The following is an 18,627-nucleotide window of genomic DNA, read 5'->3' on the forward strand; positions in this document are numbered from 1 at the left end:
ACATCCAAAACGGCCTCGCCTATAGACGCGGCTCCCCGCCGTAGGGCGGGCGCTGAAGCGGTTTTCGGACCGTTTGGGCCCAAGGGCCTGGGTAGCTCAGTTGGTAGAGCAGCGGATTGAAAATCCGCGTGTCGGTGGTTCGAATCCGCCCCCAGGCACCACTTTTCTTGTGTTTTCCCGCTCATTGAACCGGTTTCCGGCGGCGGCGATGTGAATTCACGAAGCACAGCCCCTGTCGCCGTGACCGTCAGGCCCCCGGCGTTCCGCTGGTCAGACCTCTCGGGCGTCGCGGAGGCCTCGACAAGGCAGGATTGTAATCGGCGCCGCCCCATCGGGCGCCTGTTCTTCGCCAACCGCTGTTTTGTTATTATGCTGCAGCGCAGCGTGACTATTCCCGTTGATAGGGAAAAACCGCCCTCAAATCCTGATTTCGCTTTTGTGCGTCGCAGCAACCAGGTCTTTGGCGCAGTCGGGGCGATGATTTTATGCCCAGCAGAACCCCTTGACGGTGCGAAAAGGGGTTGCCAAAGGACCCCTGCCGCAATTCTAACATTGCGGTAAGGTCAAAGCCCTCGATCAGGGGGCTTCGATCATCCGCGCTTCGAAACGATCCTTCCTGGGGGCCTAGTCCTCTTGAGGGGCGTAACGGATCGAGCGCAGCGAAGCGGGTCCGCCAGGTAGGAAGAGAAATCGACCTCCAGGTGGGCTATTCAGAGTTAGGGTGGAGACGCTCTCGCGCGACGACCCTCGGTCCAAACGTGCTAGACCAATCAGGAACTGGCGACAGATGCTCGACATTAAACGGAAGACCCCCCTCATCGCTCTCGTCGGCGCCATGGCGCTGATGGCGAGCGCCCCGGCTTTCGCCCAGGACGCCGCGGCTCCCGCCCCGGCCGCCGCCGAAAGCACCGCCGCCGCTCCGGCCGCTGACGCCGCCGCGACCCCGGCTCCGGCCCCGGCTGCTGACGCCGCCGCCGAAGAACCCAAGAAGGAAGGCCACTCGCTGACCCCGGTCGGCATGTTCCTGGCCGCCGGCGCCGTCGTTAAGGTCGTCATGATCGGCCTGCTGCTGGCCTCGGTCTTCTCGTGGGTTCTGCTGCTCACCAAGATTTTCGAGTTCGGAGCCCTGAACAAGCAATCGGACAAGTTCCTGGAAGCCTTCCGCGGCGCTCGCTCGATCGCCGACATCGCCCGCATCGGTTCGTCGGAAGAATTCGAAGGCAACCCGATGGCCGACATGGCCGCCGCGGCCGCCCAAGAAGTCGAACTGTCGCGCCAAGCTGGCCTGGCGGTCGGCGGCGATCACCGCGACTCGACCCTGGCTCGCGCCACCTACGCCATCAACGCGGTGCAAGCCTCGCTGGTTAAGCGTCTGTCGGGCGGCATGGTGTTCCTGGCCTCGGTCGGTTCGGCCGGTCCGTTCATCGGTCTGTTCGGTACGGTTTACGGGATCATGACCTCGTTCATCGGCATCGCGAACACCAACACGACCAACCTGGCCGTCGTCGCCCCCGGCATCGCCGAAGCGCTGCTCGCCACCGGTATCGGTCTGTTCGCCGCTATTCCTGCGGTTATCTTCTACAACTACTTCCAGACCCGCATCTCGGGTTACGGCACCCGCTCGGAAGGTTTCGTTGCTGAACTGATGAACGCCATCTCGCGTCAGCTCGACAAAGGGGCGTAAGACCCATGGCCGCCAAACTCTCAGGCGGTGGGGGCGACAGGTTTAACGTCGAACAGAACAGCGACATCAACGTCACGCCCTTCGTGGACGTCATGCTGGTGCTCCTGATCATCTTCATGGTGGCGGCTCCGCTCGCCTCCGTGTCGGTCGAAGTAAACCTGCCGCCGGCGGTAGCGAAAGCATCGACGACCCCGCCGAAGCCGGTCTACATCTCCATCAAACAATCGGGGCAGGTCTTCATCGGAGACTTTCCCACCACGGTTGACGAAATGGGGCAGGACCTCGCCAAGAACATCGGCAGACGCGATCCCACCAAGGAGCGCATCTACATCCGAGCCGACGAGAAGACACGCTACGGAGCTTTCATGGAGGTTATGAACACCCTCCAGGATAACGGCTTCTATAGCGTCGCTCTTATCGGCAAGGACGATAATAGCTAGGGGTGCTGCATGGCTGAACAACAAACGCCCGAGCATCGCCACTACGATCCGCTCACTTCGGAAGGCCCTCGCCGGAAAAAGGGTTTAGGCCCCTTCGGCATCGCGCTTGTCGTGGTTGTTGGTCTGCACGGGCTGCTCTTCGCCTACCTGGCGAAGCAGAAGTTCGAGTCGGTGTTCAAGGAGTATTCGGACGACGCCGTGGACGTGGAGCTTCCGCCCCCGCCCCCGCCGCCGCCGCCGCCTCCTCCGCCGCCTCCGCCGACCAACGAGCCCCCGCCGCCTCCCGCGGTGGTGCAACCTCGGCCGCCGATCGCGCCCCCGCCGGACATCACGCCGCCGCCGCCGCTCCCGATCCCGCCTGTTGAAAAGCGGATCGAAACGACGGCTCCGCCGGTGATCTCCTCCGTGCCGCCGGTTCCTACGAACCCGCCGGCCCGGGCTTCGGTGATCACCAAGCCGGACTGGGCTCGCAAGCCCAGCGGCGATGACATGGCCCGGTACTACCCGGACCGTGCTCAGCGGATGGAAGTCAACGGCAAGGCGACGATCTCTTGCTCGGTGACCGCCCGCGGTACGCTCGAAGGCTGCTCCGTGGTCTCCGAGAATCCGGCGGACTACGGCTTCGGTGACGCCGCGATCAAGCTGTCGCGACTGTTCCGGATGAAGCCTAAGACCCTCGACGGCGCGCCCGTCGATGGTGGCCAGATCACGGTTCCGATCGTGTTCCAGGTCCCGCAATAGGGTCTGGTCTCGCCAGAAAGACAGGAACGCCCTGGAGCTTCGGCTCCGGGGCGTTTCTTTTTGGACCCGGCGTTTCGGCCAGGTCATTTGGGCGGGACGTTTTCCTTTGGAGCAGGGCCTTTCGGCGCTTGATCCCGAAGGCCTGTCCGATTAAAGACACCTCCTCGCGATGCGCCGCCTTAGCTCAGTTGGTTAGAGCGCCGGTTTGTGGAACCGGAGGTCCTCAGTTCAAGCCTGAGAGGCGGTACCATCGCAAGACGCTGAAAAGCCCGGGGTTTCGCCCCGGGCTTTTTCGTTATGCGCCTCGCGGATCCGGCGCGGCGATGTCCCCTTCGACGGATGAGCTGACCGGCGCGCTCGCTTTCATCTAAATTGTATCTTGCACATACAGTCTTGCGAGCGTACCGATGGCGTCAACGGGACGCTCAAGGAGGCGCGGGTGAGGGAAGGGATCAAGGTCTTCGGATCGCTGGGCGACCGGCTCGGCCTTCAGTTCCACTATGTCGACCTGCGGGCCATGAGCGCCCTGGCCGCGCGCCTGGCCCCGCTGGGCGTGACGCCCGCCCGGGCGACGGCGGTGATCTACATCGCCCTACACGACGGCTGCGACCAGATCAGCCTGGGCCGCGCCCTGGGCATCAACCGCGCCAGCACCATGAAGGCTGTCGACGAGCTGGAGGCCCTGGGGGCGCTGGAGCGTCGTCCCGGCCGCGACCGCCGCACCAACGCCCTGCACCTGACGCCCGCCGGGGTCGTCCTGGGGCGCGACATCGAACGCATCACCGCCGAGCACGACGACGCCGTGTTCGGGGCCTTGAGCCCCGCCGAACGCGCCGAGCTGGCGCGACTGCTGGCCCGGGTCAGGCCCGACCAGCCCGCCGAGGCGCCAGAGCCCGCCGAAGCCCTCTAGCCCCGCAAGACCAACGGCGCGCAGTCGCCGGACGAACACGAAAGGGAGACGCCGATGAGCGCTACGTTCGACAGACGCGATCCGGTGACCGGCGCGGTCGCCACCACTTCCAAGGCCATGACCGCGACGGAGGCCACCGCCGCCGTCGACGCCGCCCAGGCCGCCCTGGCCGGCTGGAGCGCTCTGGGCCCCAACGCCCGCCGCGCCTTGCTGGCCAAGGCCGCCGACGCCCTGGAGGCCAAGGCCGCCGCCTTCGTCGACGCGATGATGGGCGAGATCGGGGCCACCGAAGGCTGGGCGCGGTTCAATTTGATGCTGGCCGCCGGCATGGTCCGCGAAGCCGCCGCCCTGACCACCCAGATCGCCGGCGAGGTCATTCCGTCCGACAAGCCCGGCTGCCTGGCCATGGCTCTGCGCGAGCCGGCCGGGGTGGTGCTGGGCATCGCGCCCTGGAATGCGCCGATCATCCTGGGCGTCCGCGCCATCGCCACGCCCCTGGCCTGCGGCAACACCGTGGTGCTCAAGGCGTCGGAGACCTGCCCGCGCACCCACGGCCTGATCATCGAGGCGTTCGCCGAGGCCGGCTTGCCGCCAGGCGTCGTCAACGTCGTGACCAACGCCCCGGCCGACGCCGCCGAGATCGTCGGGGCCCTGATCGATCATCCCGCCGTGCGCCGCATCAACTTCACCGGCTCCACCGCCGTGGGCCGCATCGTCGCCAAGCGCGCCGCCGAGCACCTCAAGCCCGTGCTGCTGGAGCTGGGCGGCAAGGCCCCACTGATCGTGCTGGACGACGCCGACCTGGACGAAGCCGTGAAGGCCGCCGCCTTCGGGGCGTTCATGAACCAGGGCCAGATCTGCATGTCGACCGAGCGGATCATCGTCGTCGACGCCGTGGCCGAAGCCTTTGTCGCCAAGTTCCAGGCCAAGGTCGGCACGATGGCGGTCGGTGACCCGCGCGAGGGCAAGACGCCGCTGGGCGCCGTGGTCGACGCCAAGACCGTCGCCCATGTCGAAGGCCTGGTCGCCGACGCTGTGGCCGCCGGCGCGGTGCAGGTCAATGGCGGCGCGTCCAGCGGCGTGCTGATGCCCGCCACCGTGGTCGACAAGGTCACCCCGGCCATGAAGCTGTTCCGCGACGAGAGCTTCGGCCCGGTGGTCGGGATCACCCGCGCCCGCGACGAGGCCCATGCCATCGAACTGGCCAACGACACCGAGTACGGCCTGTCCGCGGCGGTCTTCACGAAAGACACCGCCCGCGGCCTGCGGGTGGCGCGCCAGATCAAGTCCGGCATCTGCCACGTCAACGGCCCCACCGTGCACGACGAGGCCCAGATGCCCTTCGGCGGCGTCAAGGCTAGCGGCTACGGCCGCTTCGGCGGCCGCGCCGGGATCGAGGCCTTCACCGAGCTGCGCTGGATCACGATCGAGACCCAGCCCGGCCATTTCCCCATCTAGTTCGAGAGAGACGTCATGACCGAGGTCAACGACACCGCCACCTTCACCGTCGAGAACCGCATCGCCTGGGTGAAGTTCAACCGTCCCGACAAGCGCAACTGCATGAGCCCCACCCTGAACCGGCGCATGATGGAGGTGCTGGACGAGCTGGAATATCGCGATGATGTCGGGGTGCTGGTCCTGACCGGCGAGGGCTCGGCCTGGTCGGCCGGCATGGACCTGAAGGAATACTTCCGCGAGACCGAGGCCAAGGGCCTGGGCGCGGTGCGTCAGGCCCAGCGCGAGTCCTATGGCTGGTGGCGGCGCCTGCGCTGGTACAACAAGCCGACCATCGCCATGGTCAATGGCTGGTGCTTCGGCGGCGGCTACGGCCCGCTCTATTCCTGCGACCTGGCCATCGCGGCCGACGAGGCTCAGTTCGCCCTGTCGGAGATCAACTGGGGCATCCTGCCGGGCGGCGGGGCCACCAAGGTCGTGGTCGACCTCGTGCCGCTGCGCGACGCCATGTACCATGCCCTGACCGGCGAGCTGATCGACGGCCAGAAGGCGGCCCAGTGGCGGCTGGTCAATGAAAGCGTGCCCCTGGCCCAGCTGGAGACCCGGGTTCGCGAGCTCGCTGAGGTGCTGCTGAAGAAGAACCCGGTGGCGCTGAAGGCCACCAAGGACGCCGTCCGGCGGGTCAAGGAAATGACCTACGACAACGCCGAGGACTATCTGGTCCGCGCCCAGGAAGCCGCCAACTCGTTCGACAACGACGGACGCAAGGAAGGCATCAAGCAGTTCATCGACGACAAGACCTACAAGCCCGGCCTGGGCGCCTACGATCTGGCCAAGCAGAGCTAGACGCGGCGAAGGGGAGGAAACAAGAGGGAAGGGACCATGAGCGCTCCCACCGATCATGTCAGCCTACAGGCCAGGCTGGAGCCAGGGCGGCTGGCGGCGGTCGAGCTGGCCAGCGGCCGGCGCTGGACCTATGCCCAGCTGGACCACGCCGTGGCCCGCGCCGCCCGGGTTCTGTCCCAGCGTGGCCTGGCCGTCGGCGACCGCCTGGCCAGCTTGGCGCGAAACCGCGTCAGCCTGGTGGTCCTTCACCTGGCGTGTGCGCGGATCGGCGCGATCTACACGCCGCTGAACTGGCGGCTGAGCCCGCCCGAGATCGCCGCCCTGGTCGCGGACGCCGAACCGCGCCTGATCGTCGGCGACGGCGAACTCGCCAAGGCCGGTCTGGAGGGCCTGTCGCTGGACGCCTTGGAGGCCGAGATCGAGGCGGCTCAGCCGCTGGAGACCGCGCCCACCGATCCCGACCGGCCCTCGCTGATCCTCTACACCTCCGGCACCTCGGGACGGCCCAAGGGCGTGTTGCTGTCGGAGCGCAATATCGACCAGACGGCGCTGAACCTCGGCTGTCTGGGCCGGGTGACCCACGACAGCGTCTTCCTGATCGACTCGCCGATGTTCCACGTCATCGGCCTGGTGACCAGCGTGCGGCCCACCTTCCTGCATGGCGGCGCGATCCTGGTCTCCGACGGCTTCGATCCCGACCGCACCCTGGCGCGGATGGGCGATCCCGCGCTGGGCGTGACCCACTATTTCTGCGTGCCGCAGATGGCCTCGGCCCTGCGCGCCCGGCCGGGCTTTGACCCCGCTCGCCTGCGCGGCCTGACGGCCCTTTTCACCGGCGGCGCGCCGCATCCGGCCGCCGACATCCGCGCGTGGCTGGCCGACGGGATCGCCGTCACCGACGGCTTCGGCATGAGCGAGGCCGGCACGGTGTTCGGCATGCCGGTCGACCCGACCCTGATCGACGCCCGAGCGGGTTCGGCTGGCGTCGCCATGCCCGGCGTGCGGGCGCGCATCCTTGACGCCGACGGCGCGGACTGTCCGCCCGGGACGGCCGGCGAGCTGCTGCTGAAGGGCGACAATGTGTTTTCCGCCTATTGGCGGCGACCGGACGAGACGGCCAAGGCCTTCACCGAAGACGGCTGGTTCCGCACCGGCGACATCGCCGTGGCCGACGCGGAAGGCTTCCACTGGCTGATCGACCGCAAGAAGGACATGTTCATTTCCGGCGGCGAGAACGTCTATCCGGCCGAGATCGAGGCGGCCCTGGCGGGTCACCCGGCCATCGCAGAATGCGCCGTCGTCGGTCTGCCCGACGCGCGCTGGGGCGAGGCGGGGCACGTGGCCCTGGTCCTGCGGTCTGGGGCCGTCTGCGGTCACGCCGAGATCATCGCGCACCTGGAGCCGCGCCTGGCCCGCTACAAGTTGCCCAAGGCTGTCACGGTGATGGAAACCCTGCCGCGCACCGGCTCGGGCAAGATCCAGAAGGCCGTGCTGCGCGCTCTGTTGCTGGACCGCATCAAAACGGGAGAACCGGCATGAGCCAACTCAATCGACGCGGCTTCGCGGGCGTGGTCGCGGCGGCGGTCGCCACGCCGGCCCTGGCCGAAACGCGGAGCGATCCTCCCGCCCTGATCCATGTCTTCGACCTCGACGTCCGCGTCTCGCCGGCCCAGGAGCTGGGCGAGGTGGGCGGCGGTCGGCGGCGGGTGATCCCGATCATCGGCGGCGGGCTGAGCGGGCCAGACCTGAAGGGCGAGGTGCTGCCCGGCGGGGCCGACTGGCAGACCATCCGGCCCGACGGCGTCACCCTGCTGCAGGCCCGCTACACGATCCGCATGTCGGACGGCGCCACCCTCGGCATCGTCAACACCGGGGTCCGTAAGGCCGCGCCCGACGTGGTCCGCCGCTTGACCGCCGGTGAGGACGTCGATCCGTCGCTCTATTATTTCCGGGCCACGCCGATCTTCGAGGTCGGGCCTGGACCCTATCAATGGCTGACCGAAAATGTGTTCATCTCGACCGGGGCCAGACATCCCGACCGGGTGGCGCTGAAGGTCTTCAAGGTCGCCTGACACCACAACAAACGAGCCCGACACGGGCCGGACCGGGGGAAACATCATGACCACGCGATCGGACACCGCAACGCCGCCCGCCGCGACGGGAGCCGCCGTCACCGTGGCCCTGTGCTTCCTGGTGGCCGTGCTGGAAGGCTTCGACATCCAGGCCATGGGCGTGGCCGCCCCCAAGCTGGGGGCCGAGCTGAAGATGGCCAAGGACGTGCTGGGCGAGGCCCTGGCCGCCAGCAATATCGGCCTGGTGCTTGGCGCGATCCTGGGCGGCTGGCTGGCTGACCAGTTCGGCCGCAAGGCGGTGCTGATCGGCGCGGTGCTGGGCTTTGGCGTCTTCACGCTGCTGACCATGCACGCGCGCGGCTTCGAGCTGCTGTTCGCCGCGCGGCTGCTGGCCGGCTTCGGCTTCGGTGCGGCCTTGCCCAACCTGATGGCCCTGTCCGCCGAGGTGGCGCCCGAGGGCAAGCGGGGTTCGACCGGCACGATGATGTTCTGCGGCATGCCGCTGGGCGGCGGCGTGGTGGCCCTGATCAGCTGGCTGGGCCTGGGGCTGGACTGGCGTCACCTGTTCCTGATCGGTGGCCTGGCGCCGCTGGTGCTCGCCCCGCTGATCTTCTTCCTGATGAAGGAGCCGCCTGTCTCACGCGAGCGGGGGGCAGGCGGCGTCAACTGGCGCTGGCTGGCGGTGCTTCCGCTCTACGCGCTCTGCTATCTGGCCCTGGCCTGGGCCGGCGGCCTGCCGGGCATGGGCTCGATCAAGGCCCTGACGCCCTGGCTGGCCTCGCTGCCGACGGTGATCATCGCCTATATGGTCCTGCACCGTCAGGCCCTGTTCGGCGAGGGGAGGGCGTTGCAGTCGGTGCTGCTGTGGGCGGTGTTCTTCCCCACGCTGCTGATCCTCTATCTGGTGCTCAACTGGCTGCCGACCCTGGTGATCGCCAAGGGCTTCGTCCACGAGGCCAGCCTGGCCTCGGTGTGCTTCAACTTCGCCAGCGTGGTCGGAGCCCTGATCCTGGGCCGGCTGGTCGACCGGTTCGGTCTGCGCTGGCCGATGATCGCAGCCTATGTCGGTTTGATCGCCAGCCTGATGCTGCTGGCTCGCGCCGACACCCTGGCCCTGGTCATGGCCCTCAGCGGCGCGGTTGGCTTCTTCGTGCTGGGCGCCAACTACGCCCTCTATGGCGCGGCGGCGTCCTACTATCCGGCCGTGGCGCGGGGGCGAGGCTCCGGCGCGGCGGTGGCCTGGGGACGGCTGGGTTCGGTGGCCGGGCCCCTCGTCGGCGGCTATCTGCTGCAGGGCGGCTCCAGCGCCGGCGGCGTCGTCTCGTCGATGACGCCTTTCGCGGTGGCGGCCCTGGTCGGCGTCTTCCTCCTGACCCTGCTGGCGAAACCAAAGCACTGATCAAGGATTGAGCCTGCCAAGCGGAGCAATGCTACGCTCCGCAATGTTTCGACAACAAACGCTCAATGCGAGCGGGCATAGCGGCGTCTGGCGCATGCTGTTGTTGGTGTGAGTGCAGGGGTTTCCAGATGCCGATCGATACGCCGCCCGCCGTTGCTCCCGCGGGCGTGGAGCAGGTCATCGTCACCGCCGCACGCCTGCCGCCCTTGAGGGGCGAGGCCGCCTTCTCGGTCGTGCGCATCGACGAGGCCGAACTGGCCTCGGCCGTACGCGTCGACGAGGCCCTGGGCGACACGCCGGGCGTCTCGCTGTTCCGGCGCACCTCCAGCCTGTCGGCCAATCCCACGACCCAAGGCATTAGCCTGCGGGCCATCGCGCCCTCGGGCGCGGGGCGGACCCTGGTGCTGCTGGACGGCGCGCCGCTGAACGATCCGTTCGGCGGCTGGGTGATCTGGTCGCAATTGGCTCCGGAGAGCCTGGGTGGGATCGACATCGTGCGCGGCGCGGGGGCGGGACCCTACGGCGCCGGCGCCCTGACCGGGGTGATCTCCCTGCGTGAGCGCGATCGCGGCGTGGTCGCCGACGTTTCTGCCGGCGACTACGGCTCGGCCCGCGCCTCGGCGGCGGGTGCGACTCAGGTCGGCAAGGTCCAGCTGTTCGCTAGCGGCTCCTACGACCACAGCGACGGCTACACCCCCGTGCGCGGCGCGGCCCGAGGCGCAGCCGACCGTCCGCTGGACCTGGACGCCAAGAGCGCCGCCCTGCGCCTCGACGCTCCGCTCGGCGCGGCCGAACTGTCGGTGCGCATCGGCGGCTACGAGGAAGAGCGCGGCGCGGGCCTGTTGGGCGCCAACGCCAAGGCCACGGGCTCGTCGATCAGCGCCACCTTGGCCAAGGCGCCTGAAGCGACCGGCCTGGGCTGGCGGCTGCAGGCCTGGCGGCGCGAGAGCGACCTCTACAATGCCTCGGCCGCCGTCGCCGCCAACCGGGCCACGACCACGCCCGCCAATGAGCAGTACGAAACCCCGGCTGTCGGCAAGGGCGTCAACGCCGCCCTGCGCTGGAGCTCGCCCCGCTTCGAGGGCGAGGTCGGTCTGGACGCGCGCTACGCCGACGGCGAGACCCACGAGCGCTTCCGCTACATGAACGGCGCCTATACCCGCGACCGCCGGGCCGGGGGCGAGACCTCGGTGGCCGGGGCCTATGTCGAGGGCGCGTGGACCAACGATCCGTGGCTGCTGACCGGCGGCGTGCGCCTGGACCGCTGGACCAACAGCAACGCCATCCGCCTGGAGCGCGACACCGCCACCGGCGCCGTCACCCTGGACGATCGTCCCGTCGACCGCGACGGCCAAGTGTTCACCGGCCGCCTCGGCGCACGGCGCGATCTGGGACAGGGCCGGGCGCTTCGCCTGGCGGCCTATAGCGGCTTTCGGCCGCCGACCCTGAACGAGCTGCATCGCCCGTTCCGCGTCGGCAACGACATCACCGAGGCCAACGCCGCCCTGCAGCCCGAGAAGCTGTTCGGCCTCGAGGCGGGGCTGTCGAGCCAAGGACCCAACCACCTGATCGAGGCCACGGCGTTCTGGAACCGCATCCAGAACCCGATCGCCAATGTCACCATCGGCGTCGGGCCGGGGACTTTCCCGCGCGCCGGCTTCGTGCCGGCCGGCGGGGTGCTGCGCGAGCGGCGCAACACCGGCGAGATCAACGCCGTCGGCCTGGAGGCGCGCGCCACCCGCAAGCTGGGCGCGGTCGATCTGCGCGCGGCCCTGTCGGTTACCGACGCCCGCGTCGACGGCGGCGGGGCGGCGCCGCAGCTGACCGGCAAGCGTCCGGCCCAGGCGCCGATCTGGAGCGCTGCCACCGGCGCGGCCTGGAGCGTCAACGACCGCCTCAGCCTCGACGCCGACCTCACCTGGGAGGGCAAGCGGTTCGACGACGACCTCAACAGCCGCATCCTGGCGGCGGGCCTGAAGCTCGACGTCCGCGCCGACTGGAAGCTCTCCCGCACGGCCACGGTCTATGTCGCCGCCGACAACCTGCTGGACGAGAAGATCGACGTTTCGCGCACCGCCGACGGGGTCGCGGGCTACGTCAATCCCCGCATCGCGCGGGTGGGGCTGCGGCTGACTTTCGACGGATCAAAAGGCGGTTGACGATCTTTGTACCAACTGGTGAGTAATGGTCTCCAAAGGCCATCGCCGGGAGGATCAACATGACGACCATGCGCGCGGGGCTGATCGGCTCGGGCATTCAGGCCTCGCGGACCCCGGCCATGCACATGGCCGAGGGCAAGGCCCAGGGCTTCGCCTATGACTACGTCCTGATCGACACCGACGTGACGCCCGGCGCGCTCGCCGACCTAGTGGCCGAGGCCCAGGCCAAGGGCTTTGCCGGCCTCAACATCACCCATCCCTACAAGCAGGCGGTGATGCCGCTGCTGGACGCGCTGGACGAGGACGCCGCCGCCTTCGGGGCCGTCAACACGGTGGTGTTCGGCGACGGGCGGAGCAAGGGCTTCAACACCGACTGGTCGGGCTTCTCCGAGAGCCTCCGGCGCGGCCTGCCGGGCGCGGATCTCGGCGCTGTCGTGCAGCTGGGCGCCGGCGGAGCGGGTTCGGCGGTGGCCTACGCCCTGCTCAAGCGCGGGGCGGCCAGCCTGACGATCTTCGACAATGACCAAGCCCGCGCCCACGACCTGGCGGCGCGGATGGCGGGGATATTTCCTGACGCTCGCATGGCGGCCGGCGAGGACTTGGCCGACGCGATGGCCGGGGCCAACGGGCTGGTCAACTGCACGCCGGTGGGCATGGCCAAGTATCCGGGAACACCGCTGCCGGCGGAGCTGCTGAGCGCCCGGTTGTGGGTGGCCGACGTGGTCTATTTCCCGCTGGAGACCGAGCTGCTGCGCGTCGCCAAGGCGCTGGGCTGCCGCACCGTCGACGGCGGCGGCATGGCGGTGTTCCAGGCCGTCGACGCGTTTCGCCTGATCACCGGCGTCGAGCCGGACGCCGAGCGGATGCTGGCGGGGTTTAGGGCCATGGTGGCGGTCTAACGCTCGGCGTGTGGTCCTCGTCCTTCGACAGGCTCAGGATGAGGACCAAGGATAGGCCGCTGAAGTAGAAACCTCATCCTGAGCTTGTCGAAGGACGAGGTTTCGGCTCCGCGCGCTACAACGCCCCCACCACCGGCGCGGCCCGGCTCTGCGCCGCCATCCGCACGGCCGCGTTGGGCGCGCCGTACTGGTCGTAGCCGCCCTTGCGCTGGACGATCTCGAAGAAGAACCGGCCGTCGAACAGCTCGGTATAGACGTGCAGGAACTCGCCGCCGCGTTCGTCGCGGTCGTAGAGGATGCCATGGCGCGACAGCTGGTCGACCAGGGCGTCGGGCAACGCGAAGCGGGCCGCCAGATCGTCGTAATAGTTGCCCGGAATGGCCAGGAACTTGACGCCGTTGGCCGCCAGCGCCTGGGCGGCGGCGAAGATGTCGTCGGTGGCGAAGGCGATCTGGTTGACCCCCGCGCCGACGAAGGTGGTCAGCGAGCGGGCCACGCTGGTGCGGGCGCTGTCGGAGAAACTCAACGGGAAGCGCACCGTGCGCTCGGCGTCCGACATCGCCCGGCTGCGGACCAGGCCGTACGGGTCGGGCAGGTCCCAGGACTCGGCCGGCTCCAGCCCGATCACGGCGCGGTAGAACAGCAGCCAGCTGTCCATCTGCCGGGCCGAGACCGCCTCGCCGACGTGGTCGACGCGGGTCAGGACCTCCAGGTCCTTGTCGCCGGGCGGCTCGACATGGAATTCGGCCGAGGGGTCGAAGTCGTGGGGCACGATGTAGAGCAGGCTGCCGTCGGGCCGGCGGATGGCCGGCATCGGCCGGTCCTCGGCCCCGGTGCGGCCCTCGAAGCGCGCGCAGCCGAACGCCTCGGCGCGGGCCAGGAAGCGGGCGGTGTCGTCGACCTTCAGGCCCAGCGCGCACACCGACGGGCCGTGCAGCAGGTAGAAGGAATGGGCGAAGGCCTCCTTCTCGGCGTTCATGGCGATCATCATCTCGCCCTGCCGCCAGAGGGTCACCGCCTTGCTCTTGTGCCGGCCCCAGCGACGGAAGCCCAGCGCCGACAATTGGGTCGACAGCGCCGCCTCGGCCCCGCCGCCGACCGCGAACTCGATGAAGGCCACGCCGTCCACCTTGGGCCGGGCCGGCGGATCCACCAGGGCCACGCGCGGCTGGGCGGCGCCGGCGTCGATCCGGCCGCGCACCTGCTCCTCCAGCCAGATCAGCGAGCGCATGCCGTCATTGGCGATCTGGCGAGACGGCGACGACTGGAACTCGTCGTTGAAGATCTCCAGCGACACCGCGCCGGCGTAGCCCGTCCGGATCACCTGGTGCAGGAAGCCGGCGACGTCCAGGTCGCCCTGGCCGGGGAAGCAGCGGAAGTGCCGGCTCCAGGCGCGCAGCTCCATGCCCAGGCGCGGGGCGTCGGCCAGCTGAACCCAGAAGATCTTGTCGGCCGACATCGCGCCGATCCCGGCGACGTCGTCATTGATGGCCAGGGTGTGGAAGCTGTTGAGCACCAGGCCAAGATGCGCATGGCCGGCCTGATCCACGATCCGGCTCGCATGGCCGGCGGTGCGGACGTTGCGGCCCCAGGGCAGGGCCTGGTAGCCGATCTTCAGCCCCCGCCGGCCGGCGCGATCAGCCAGCTCGCGCAGCTGGGCGGCGGCCAGGGCGTCGTCGTCGGTGGCGGCGACATTGACATTGCTGCACACCAGCATCAGCGGCGCGCCCAGCTCGGCCATCACATCGAACTTGCGCTCGGCGCGCTCCAGGCTGCGGCGGAACGCGTCGTCGGGCATGGCCTCGAACTCGCGGAACGGCTGGAAGGCGGCGATCTTCAGGCCCAGATCCTCGGCCTGCCGGCGGATCTCCTCGGGGGAGTCCTCGCAGAACAGCAGGTCGTTCTCGCACAGCTCGACCAGGTCGTACTTGGCCGCGGCGATGGCCGTCAGCTTCTCCTGCAACGCGCCGCTCAGCGACAGGGTGGCGATCGAACGGAGCAAGGATGTCCTCCAGCGGGGGTGAATTTGGGGGGAGGGGCGCGGCGTGGGGCGTGGGGTGCGAGCCTATACTATCCGTTTAGGGGGTAAAGGCGTGGGCTCGCTTTCAGTCGCTTGGGCGGATGGGCCGTGCGTCCTTCGAGGCCCGCTGCGCGGGCGCCTCAGGATGAGGAGTTCTGTGCTGTCTTCCTCATCCTGAGGTGCGAGCCAACGGCGAGCCTCGAAGGACGCAGAGTGCTTGTCACCAACGTTCAACAGAGTTGTAATCAGACTTCAGGCTGCCCGACCTGAAAGGCAACGTCCACGAGCAGCTATCGAGCGGCAGAATAGCTGTTAAGCTCACACGATGATCATAACGCCTGAAGCGCTCTATTTGCAGTTTGGCCGCCTTGTCGCCGACATGCCCGACTTCGGTGGCCCAGGCCCTTTAAGCAACGAGACAAATGCCTGGCTGGGGCGGGCGGGCGCGTTGGTCGACCAGAACGCGGACTTGGCGGACAAAGTGTCGTTCAAAGTCGCCGTGCAAAATCTCACTGGCTCACTGCACGCGGGTAACGCCCAGACGATCAAGTCGATAGTATATGCCGCACTCGCCCGCGCTGAACTGGCTGCACCGCTGAGCGTCCAGGGTACATTCATCCAGGCCGGCGGGACGTTTGACGCTTTCGTAGCGTTCGGCAAGGCTGTGGAAAGCGCGACTAGAGACGTGATGATCGTCGACCCCTACGCCGACGCAAAGGCGTTGACCGACTTTGCAGTCCAGGTGCCAGAAGGTGTGGCTGTGCGAATCCTGGCCGATGCGGAGTATCGCAAAGCGACGTTGAAGCCTGCGACAGAGAGCTGGCAAGCTCAGCACGGCGCCTCACGCCCTTTGGAGGTCCGGCTGACGCCCAAGAAGGCGCTGCACGACCGATTAATCTTGGTCGATAGTAAGCTGGTTTGGACCCTTGGCCAGTCTCTGAACGCTATCGCGGCTCGCGCGCCGACCAGCATCGTGTGTGTGGATCCTGAAACATCGGCGCTTAAGGTTGCGGCATATGAAGACCTATGGGCGGCGGCGACGCCTATTTGACGTTTTCACCCATGCCTTTGCGACGGACAATTGGAGCCGGAGGGGCTGCAAAGGGTCGTAACAGCACGCGCCCCTCCGCGCGAACCCAACCCTTCATCTCTCGTAGGCAGCAGCGTGCCGGTCTGGTCAGGTCTGTCAAGGACGGCCCTCCGGGCCGCCGCGGCGCGGCGACGCGTGCGCGTCATCCTTGAGAGACCTGTCCAGACCGGCGATCGTCTCGCCGTGAGATGAAGGGATGGCTTCCCTTCGGCGCGAACGGGTAGGGCACGGAACCCCTCTCTCATGGAGAGAGGGAGGGGCCCGCCGCGAAGCGGTGGGAGGGTGAGAGGTTTTACCGTTAGCGGGGGTGTTTCGGGTCTTTCCGCTGAAGGTCTTCGAGGGTTGGTAAGGTGTTCAGTGCGATGTCTGGCCGACTCCCATGGGAGGTCCTGGCAGTGCTTTATCTGGTGAGGGTGTGACCTCTCACCCTCCCACCGCCCTTGGCGGCGGGCCCCTCCCTCTCTCTATGGGAGAGGGATTTTGGATCCCGGAGCCGCCAATCTTGGCTCTTGTGTCGGATCGCGCCCGGCTGGATCGTCCTAGGGACGACGCGGCGCCAGGCCCTTCGGCGGCGGGCGATCACAGGGAGGACACCATGGCGAAGTTCATGGCCATCTATACCGGCACGCCGGGCGCGCGGCCGGACCCCGACCCGGCCGCCATCGCCAAGGGCATGCAGGCTTGGGGCGAATGGATGGCGCGCCACGCCGGCCAGATCGTCGATACGGGCGGTCCGCTGGGCAAGACCAAGAAGGTCTCGGGCGACGGGATCGCGGACGTCCAGAACACCATCGCCGGCTATGTCATCGTCGAGGCCGACGATCACGAGGCGGCCGCGCGGATGTTCGAGGGGCATCCGCATTTCGCCATCTTCCCCGGCGACGGGGTCGAGGTGATGCCTGTGTTGCCCGTGCCGGGGGCTTGAGGACGGGCTGCTGAGTAAGCCCTGGTCTCGCCCGCGAAGGGAGATCGGGACGCCCAACCAATATAGCTTCGTCATTCCCGCCCTTGTGGCGGGAACCCCTCTATCCGCCGCAGGTGCGGATGTTTGGCGCGCTGGCGCGCCACTGCGCTTCACGTGTGAGCTGCGCGAGGGGTTCCCGCCACAAGGGCGGGAATGACGGATGAAGGAGGCTACGTCGCCACGTGGTGCACGTGCTTGTCGGGCGAGTAGATGTCCATGATGTTCCAGTGGCCCGTCGTCGGGGTCGGGACGTTGACCATCTGCACGTCGATCACGCACGGACGGCCCGAGGCGATGGCCGCCTCCAGCGCCGGCTTGAAGCCCGCCGCGTTTTCCACCTTCACGCCGTCCACGCCATAGGCCCGCGCGATGGCCGCGTAGTCCGGCGAATAGGGGACGCCGTTCTTCTCGAACACCGTGCCCAGGGTGGTGCCGAAGTGGGCCTTCTGCAGGCCGGCGATGGTGCCGAAGGCGTAGTTGTTCATGATCACCCAGATGACCGCGATGTCCTCCTCGAAGGCCGTGGCCAGCAGGGCGGGGTTCTGGCCAAAGCCGCCGTCGCCCACCAGCGAGACCACCACCCGCTCGGGCGCGGCCAGCTTGGCGCCCATGGCGGCGGGAGCGCCGAAGCCCATGGTGGCGAAGCCGCCGGGGGTCAGGATCGAGCCGGGGGTGTAGATCGGGAACTGCTGGCCCACGCCGTTCTTGTTCCAGCCGACATCGGTGGTGATGATCGCGTCGCGCGGCAGCACCTGGCGCACCTCGGCCAGGATGCGCTCGGGGCGCATCGGCCAGGCCTCGCTGGCGGCCGCCTCGGCGTTGGTGGCCTTGTAGTCGACCCGGTACTTTGCGATCTCGGCGCGCAGGGCGTCGTTCTTGCGGCCTTCCGGATAGAGGCGCTTGGCGGCCTTGTTCAGCACGCGCAGGGCGTTCTTCAGGTCGGCGACCACGCCGATCTCGCAGGGGTAGTTGCGGCCGATCTCGTCGGGATCGATGTCGATGTGGATCAGCTTGGTGGTCGGGAAGTTGAAGGTGTAGCCGGCCTCCCACGAGCTGCAGTCGGCCTCCTTGAAGCTGGTGCCCAGGCCCAGGATGTAGTCGGCGGCCAGGCAGCTGTCGTTGATGTACTTGGTGCCCCAGAAGCCGGTCATGCCCAGCGTCATCGGATGGTCGTCGGGCAGGGTTCCCTTGCCCATCAGCGAGTGGGCGACGGGCAGGCTGAGATGCTCGACCAGCTCGGCCAGTTCACCCGCCGCGTCGGCCAGGTTCACGCCGCCGCCGACATAGAGCAGCGGCTTGTCGGCGCCGGTCAGGGTCAGCAGGATGCGGTCGGCGGTCTCGTCGTCGATCGAGGGCTTCTGCAGCACCTTGGTGTGAGCCTTCAGGCGATCGAACAGGGCCACGTCCACCTCCATCGAGAAGATGTCCATCGGCACCGAGACCAGCACCGGACCCGGACGGCCGCTGGCGGCCAGCTGGAAGGCTTTTTCCAGGATCTCGGGGAACAGGTCGGGGCGATCCACCCGCCAGGCGCGCTTGACGAACGGGCGGTAGATCTCGAACTGCGAGGCGTCGGCGTGGAGGTTGACCTCCTGGTGCGGGTGCTTGCCGTAATAGTGGCTGGGGATGTCGCCGGCGATCACCACCATCGGGATGGAGTCCAGCGCCGCATTGGCCACGCCCGTGGCGGCGTTGGTCAGGCCGGGGCCCAGGTGGCTGAGCACCACGGCCGTCTCCTTCTTGACCCGCGCATAGCCGTCGGCAGCGTGCGAGGCGATCTGCTCGTGGCGCACATTGACGAACTTGATCGAGCTGTTGGTCAGGGCGGTCAGCACGGCGATGTTGGTGTGGCCGCACAGGCCGAACAGGTGGCTGACGCCCCGGTCCTCGAGGTATTTCACCAGCTGGTGGGAGATCAGGTCTTTCATGGCGAAACTCCATTCCCCCC

General features: G+C 68.1%; 15 protein-coding genes and 2 tRNA genes. 15 read left to right on the plus strand and 2 right to left on the minus strand.

Going from position 1 to position 18,627, the window contains the following annotated elements:
* Positions 1-85 precede the first annotated feature (85 nt).
* The 13 genes from AC1RUS_RS04375 to AC1RUS_RS04435 all read left to right on the plus strand — a co-directional run bounded on the left by AC1RUS_RS04375 (position 86) and on the right by AC1RUS_RS04435 (position 12,605).
* Positions 86-161, plus strand: a tRNA-Phe gene (locus AC1RUS_RS04375).
* 626 nt (positions 162-787) lie between these two features.
* Complete coding sequence (locus AC1RUS_RS04380) at positions 788-1,684, plus strand: MotA/TolQ/ExbB proton channel family protein (RefSeq protein ID WP_492913418.1); 897 nt, start codon at positions 788-790, stop codon at positions 1,682-1,684.
* Between the two features lie 5 nt (positions 1,685-1,689).
* A complete protein-coding gene (locus tag AC1RUS_RS04385) occupies positions 1,690-2,124 on the plus strand; it encodes a biopolymer transporter ExbD (RefSeq protein ID WP_492913420.1) in 435 nt (144 codons plus the stop codon).
* Positions 2,125-2,133: 9 nt separating this feature from the next.
* Positions 2,134-2,865 (plus strand): energy transducer TonB, encoded by a 732-nt coding sequence (locus tag AC1RUS_RS04390; RefSeq protein WP_492913422.1) that lies wholly within the window; start codon positions 2,134-2,136, stop codon positions 2,863-2,865.
* 173 nt (positions 2,866-3,038) lie between these two features.
* Positions 3,039-3,115, plus strand: a tRNA-His gene (locus AC1RUS_RS04395).
* Positions 3,116-3,304: 189 nt separating this feature from the next.
* Complete coding sequence (locus tag AC1RUS_RS04400; RefSeq protein WP_492913424.1) at positions 3,305-3,775, plus strand: MarR family winged helix-turn-helix transcriptional regulator; 471 nt, start codon at positions 3,305-3,307, stop codon at positions 3,773-3,775.
* A gap of 54 nt (positions 3,776-3,829) precedes the next feature.
* The gene (locus tag AC1RUS_RS04405; protein ID WP_492913426.1) at positions 3,830-5,233 is read left to right on the plus strand and encodes an aldehyde dehydrogenase; all 1,404 of its coding nucleotides are present in this window, start codon (positions 3,830-3,832) and stop codon (positions 5,231-5,233) included.
* 15 nt (positions 5,234-5,248) lie between these two features.
* Positions 5,249-6,076 (plus strand): p-hydroxycinnamoyl CoA hydratase/lyase, encoded by an 828-nt coding sequence (locus AC1RUS_RS04410; RefSeq protein WP_492913428.1) that lies wholly within the window; start codon positions 5,249-5,251, stop codon positions 6,074-6,076.
* A 36-nt stretch (positions 6,077-6,112) separates the two neighbouring features.
* Positions 6,113-7,615, plus strand: coding sequence for an AMP-binding protein (locus AC1RUS_RS04415; RefSeq protein WP_492913430.1), 1,503 nt, complete (start codon positions 6,113-6,115; stop codon positions 7,613-7,615).
* Entirely contained in the window at positions 7,612-8,148 is a 537-nt protein-coding gene (locus AC1RUS_RS04420; protein WP_492913432.1) for a DUF3237 domain-containing protein, read from the plus strand. The genes AC1RUS_RS04415 and AC1RUS_RS04420 overlap by 4 nt, the downstream gene beginning before the upstream one ends.
* A 46-nt stretch (positions 8,149-8,194) precedes the next feature.
* Positions 8,195-9,547, plus strand: coding sequence for an MFS transporter (locus AC1RUS_RS04425; RefSeq protein WP_492913434.1), 1,353 nt, complete (start codon positions 8,195-8,197; stop codon positions 9,545-9,547).
* A 128-nt stretch (positions 9,548-9,675) separates the two neighbouring features.
* Entirely contained in the window at positions 9,676-11,706 is a 2,031-nt protein-coding gene (locus AC1RUS_RS04430) for a TonB-dependent receptor (protein ID WP_492913435.1), read from the plus strand.
* A 59-nt stretch (positions 11,707-11,765) separates the two neighbouring features.
* Entirely contained in the window at positions 11,766-12,605 is an 840-nt protein-coding gene (locus tag AC1RUS_RS04435; RefSeq protein ID WP_492913437.1) for a shikimate dehydrogenase, read from the plus strand.
* Between the two features lie 115 nt (positions 12,606-12,720).
* Here the strand turns inward: AC1RUS_RS04435 and AC1RUS_RS04440 are convergent, their stop codons facing one another.
* Entirely contained in the window at positions 12,721-14,607 is a 1,887-nt protein-coding gene (locus AC1RUS_RS04440) for a bifunctional sugar phosphate isomerase/epimerase/4-hydroxyphenylpyruvate dioxygenase family protein (protein ID WP_492913439.1), read from the minus strand.
* Between the two features lie 343 nt (positions 14,608-14,950).
* Here AC1RUS_RS04440 and AC1RUS_RS04445 point away from each other — a divergent pair, with 343 nt between their 5' ends.
* Positions 14,951-15,676, plus strand: coding sequence for a hypothetical protein (locus AC1RUS_RS04445; RefSeq protein ID WP_492913441.1), 726 nt, complete (start codon positions 14,951-14,953; stop codon positions 15,674-15,676).
* Between the two features lie 634 nt (positions 15,677-16,310).
* Positions 16,311-16,640 (plus strand): YciI family protein, encoded by a 330-nt coding sequence (locus AC1RUS_RS04450; RefSeq protein WP_492913443.1) that lies wholly within the window; start codon positions 16,311-16,313, stop codon positions 16,638-16,640.
* A 209-nt stretch (positions 16,641-16,849) separates the two neighbouring features.
* Here AC1RUS_RS04450 and AC1RUS_RS04455 read toward each other — a convergent pair whose 3' ends face one another.
* The gene (locus tag AC1RUS_RS04455; protein WP_492913445.1) at positions 16,850-18,607 is read right to left on the minus strand and encodes a thiamine pyrophosphate-binding protein; all 1,758 of its coding nucleotides are present in this window, start codon (positions 18,605-18,607) and stop codon (positions 16,850-16,852) included.
* Positions 18,608-18,627: the final 20 nt, after the last annotated feature.

The sequence above is a fragment of the Caulobacter sp. GW821-FHT10F06 genome (assembly GCF_058809215.1).

What these genes read in the sequence shown, in the direction of transcription:
- AC1RUS_RS04450 (WP_492913443.1), top strand. Translation starts at nt 16,311, where the DNA reads ATGGCGAAGTTCATGGCCATCTATACCGGCACGCCGGGCGCGCGGCCG.
- AC1RUS_RS04420 (WP_492913432.1), top strand. Translation starts at nt 7,612, where the DNA reads ATGAGCCAACTCAATCGACGCGGCTTCGCGGGCGTGGTCGCGGCGGCG.
- AC1RUS_RS04425 (WP_492913434.1), top strand. Translation starts at nt 8,195, where the DNA reads ATGACCACGCGATCGGACACCGCAACGCCGCCCGCCGCGACGGGAGCC.
- AC1RUS_RS04415 (WP_492913430.1), top strand. Translation starts at nt 6,113, where the DNA reads ATGAGCGCTCCCACCGATCATGTCAGCCTACAGGCCAGGCTGGAGCCA.
- AC1RUS_RS04390 (WP_492913422.1), top strand. Translation starts at nt 2,134, where the DNA reads ATGGCTGAACAACAAACGCCCGAGCATCGCCACTACGATCCGCTCACT.
- AC1RUS_RS04430 (WP_492913435.1), top strand. Translation starts at nt 9,676, where the DNA reads ATGCCGATCGATACGCCGCCCGCCGTTGCTCCCGCGGGCGTGGAGCAG.
- AC1RUS_RS04410 (WP_492913428.1), top strand. Translation starts at nt 5,249, where the DNA reads ATGACCGAGGTCAACGACACCGCCACCTTCACCGTCGAGAACCGCATC.
- AC1RUS_RS04435 (WP_492913437.1), top strand. Translation starts at nt 11,766, where the DNA reads ATGACGACCATGCGCGCGGGGCTGATCGGCTCGGGCATTCAGGCCTCG.
- AC1RUS_RS04445 (WP_492913441.1), top strand. Translation starts at nt 14,951, where the DNA reads ATGATCATAACGCCTGAAGCGCTCTATTTGCAGTTTGGCCGCCTTGTC.
- AC1RUS_RS04405 (WP_492913426.1), top strand. Translation starts at nt 3,830, where the DNA reads ATGAGCGCTACGTTCGACAGACGCGATCCGGTGACCGGCGCGGTCGCC.
- AC1RUS_RS04385 (WP_492913420.1), top strand. Translation starts at nt 1,690, where the DNA reads ATGGCCGCCAAACTCTCAGGCGGTGGGGGCGACAGGTTTAACGTCGAA.
- AC1RUS_RS04380 (WP_492913418.1), top strand. Translation starts at nt 788, where the DNA reads ATGCTCGACATTAAACGGAAGACCCCCCTCATCGCTCTCGTCGGCGCC.
- AC1RUS_RS04455 (WP_492913445.1), bottom strand. Translation starts at nt 18,607, where the DNA reads ATGAAAGACCTGATCTCCCACCAGCTGGTGAAATACCTCGAGGACCGG.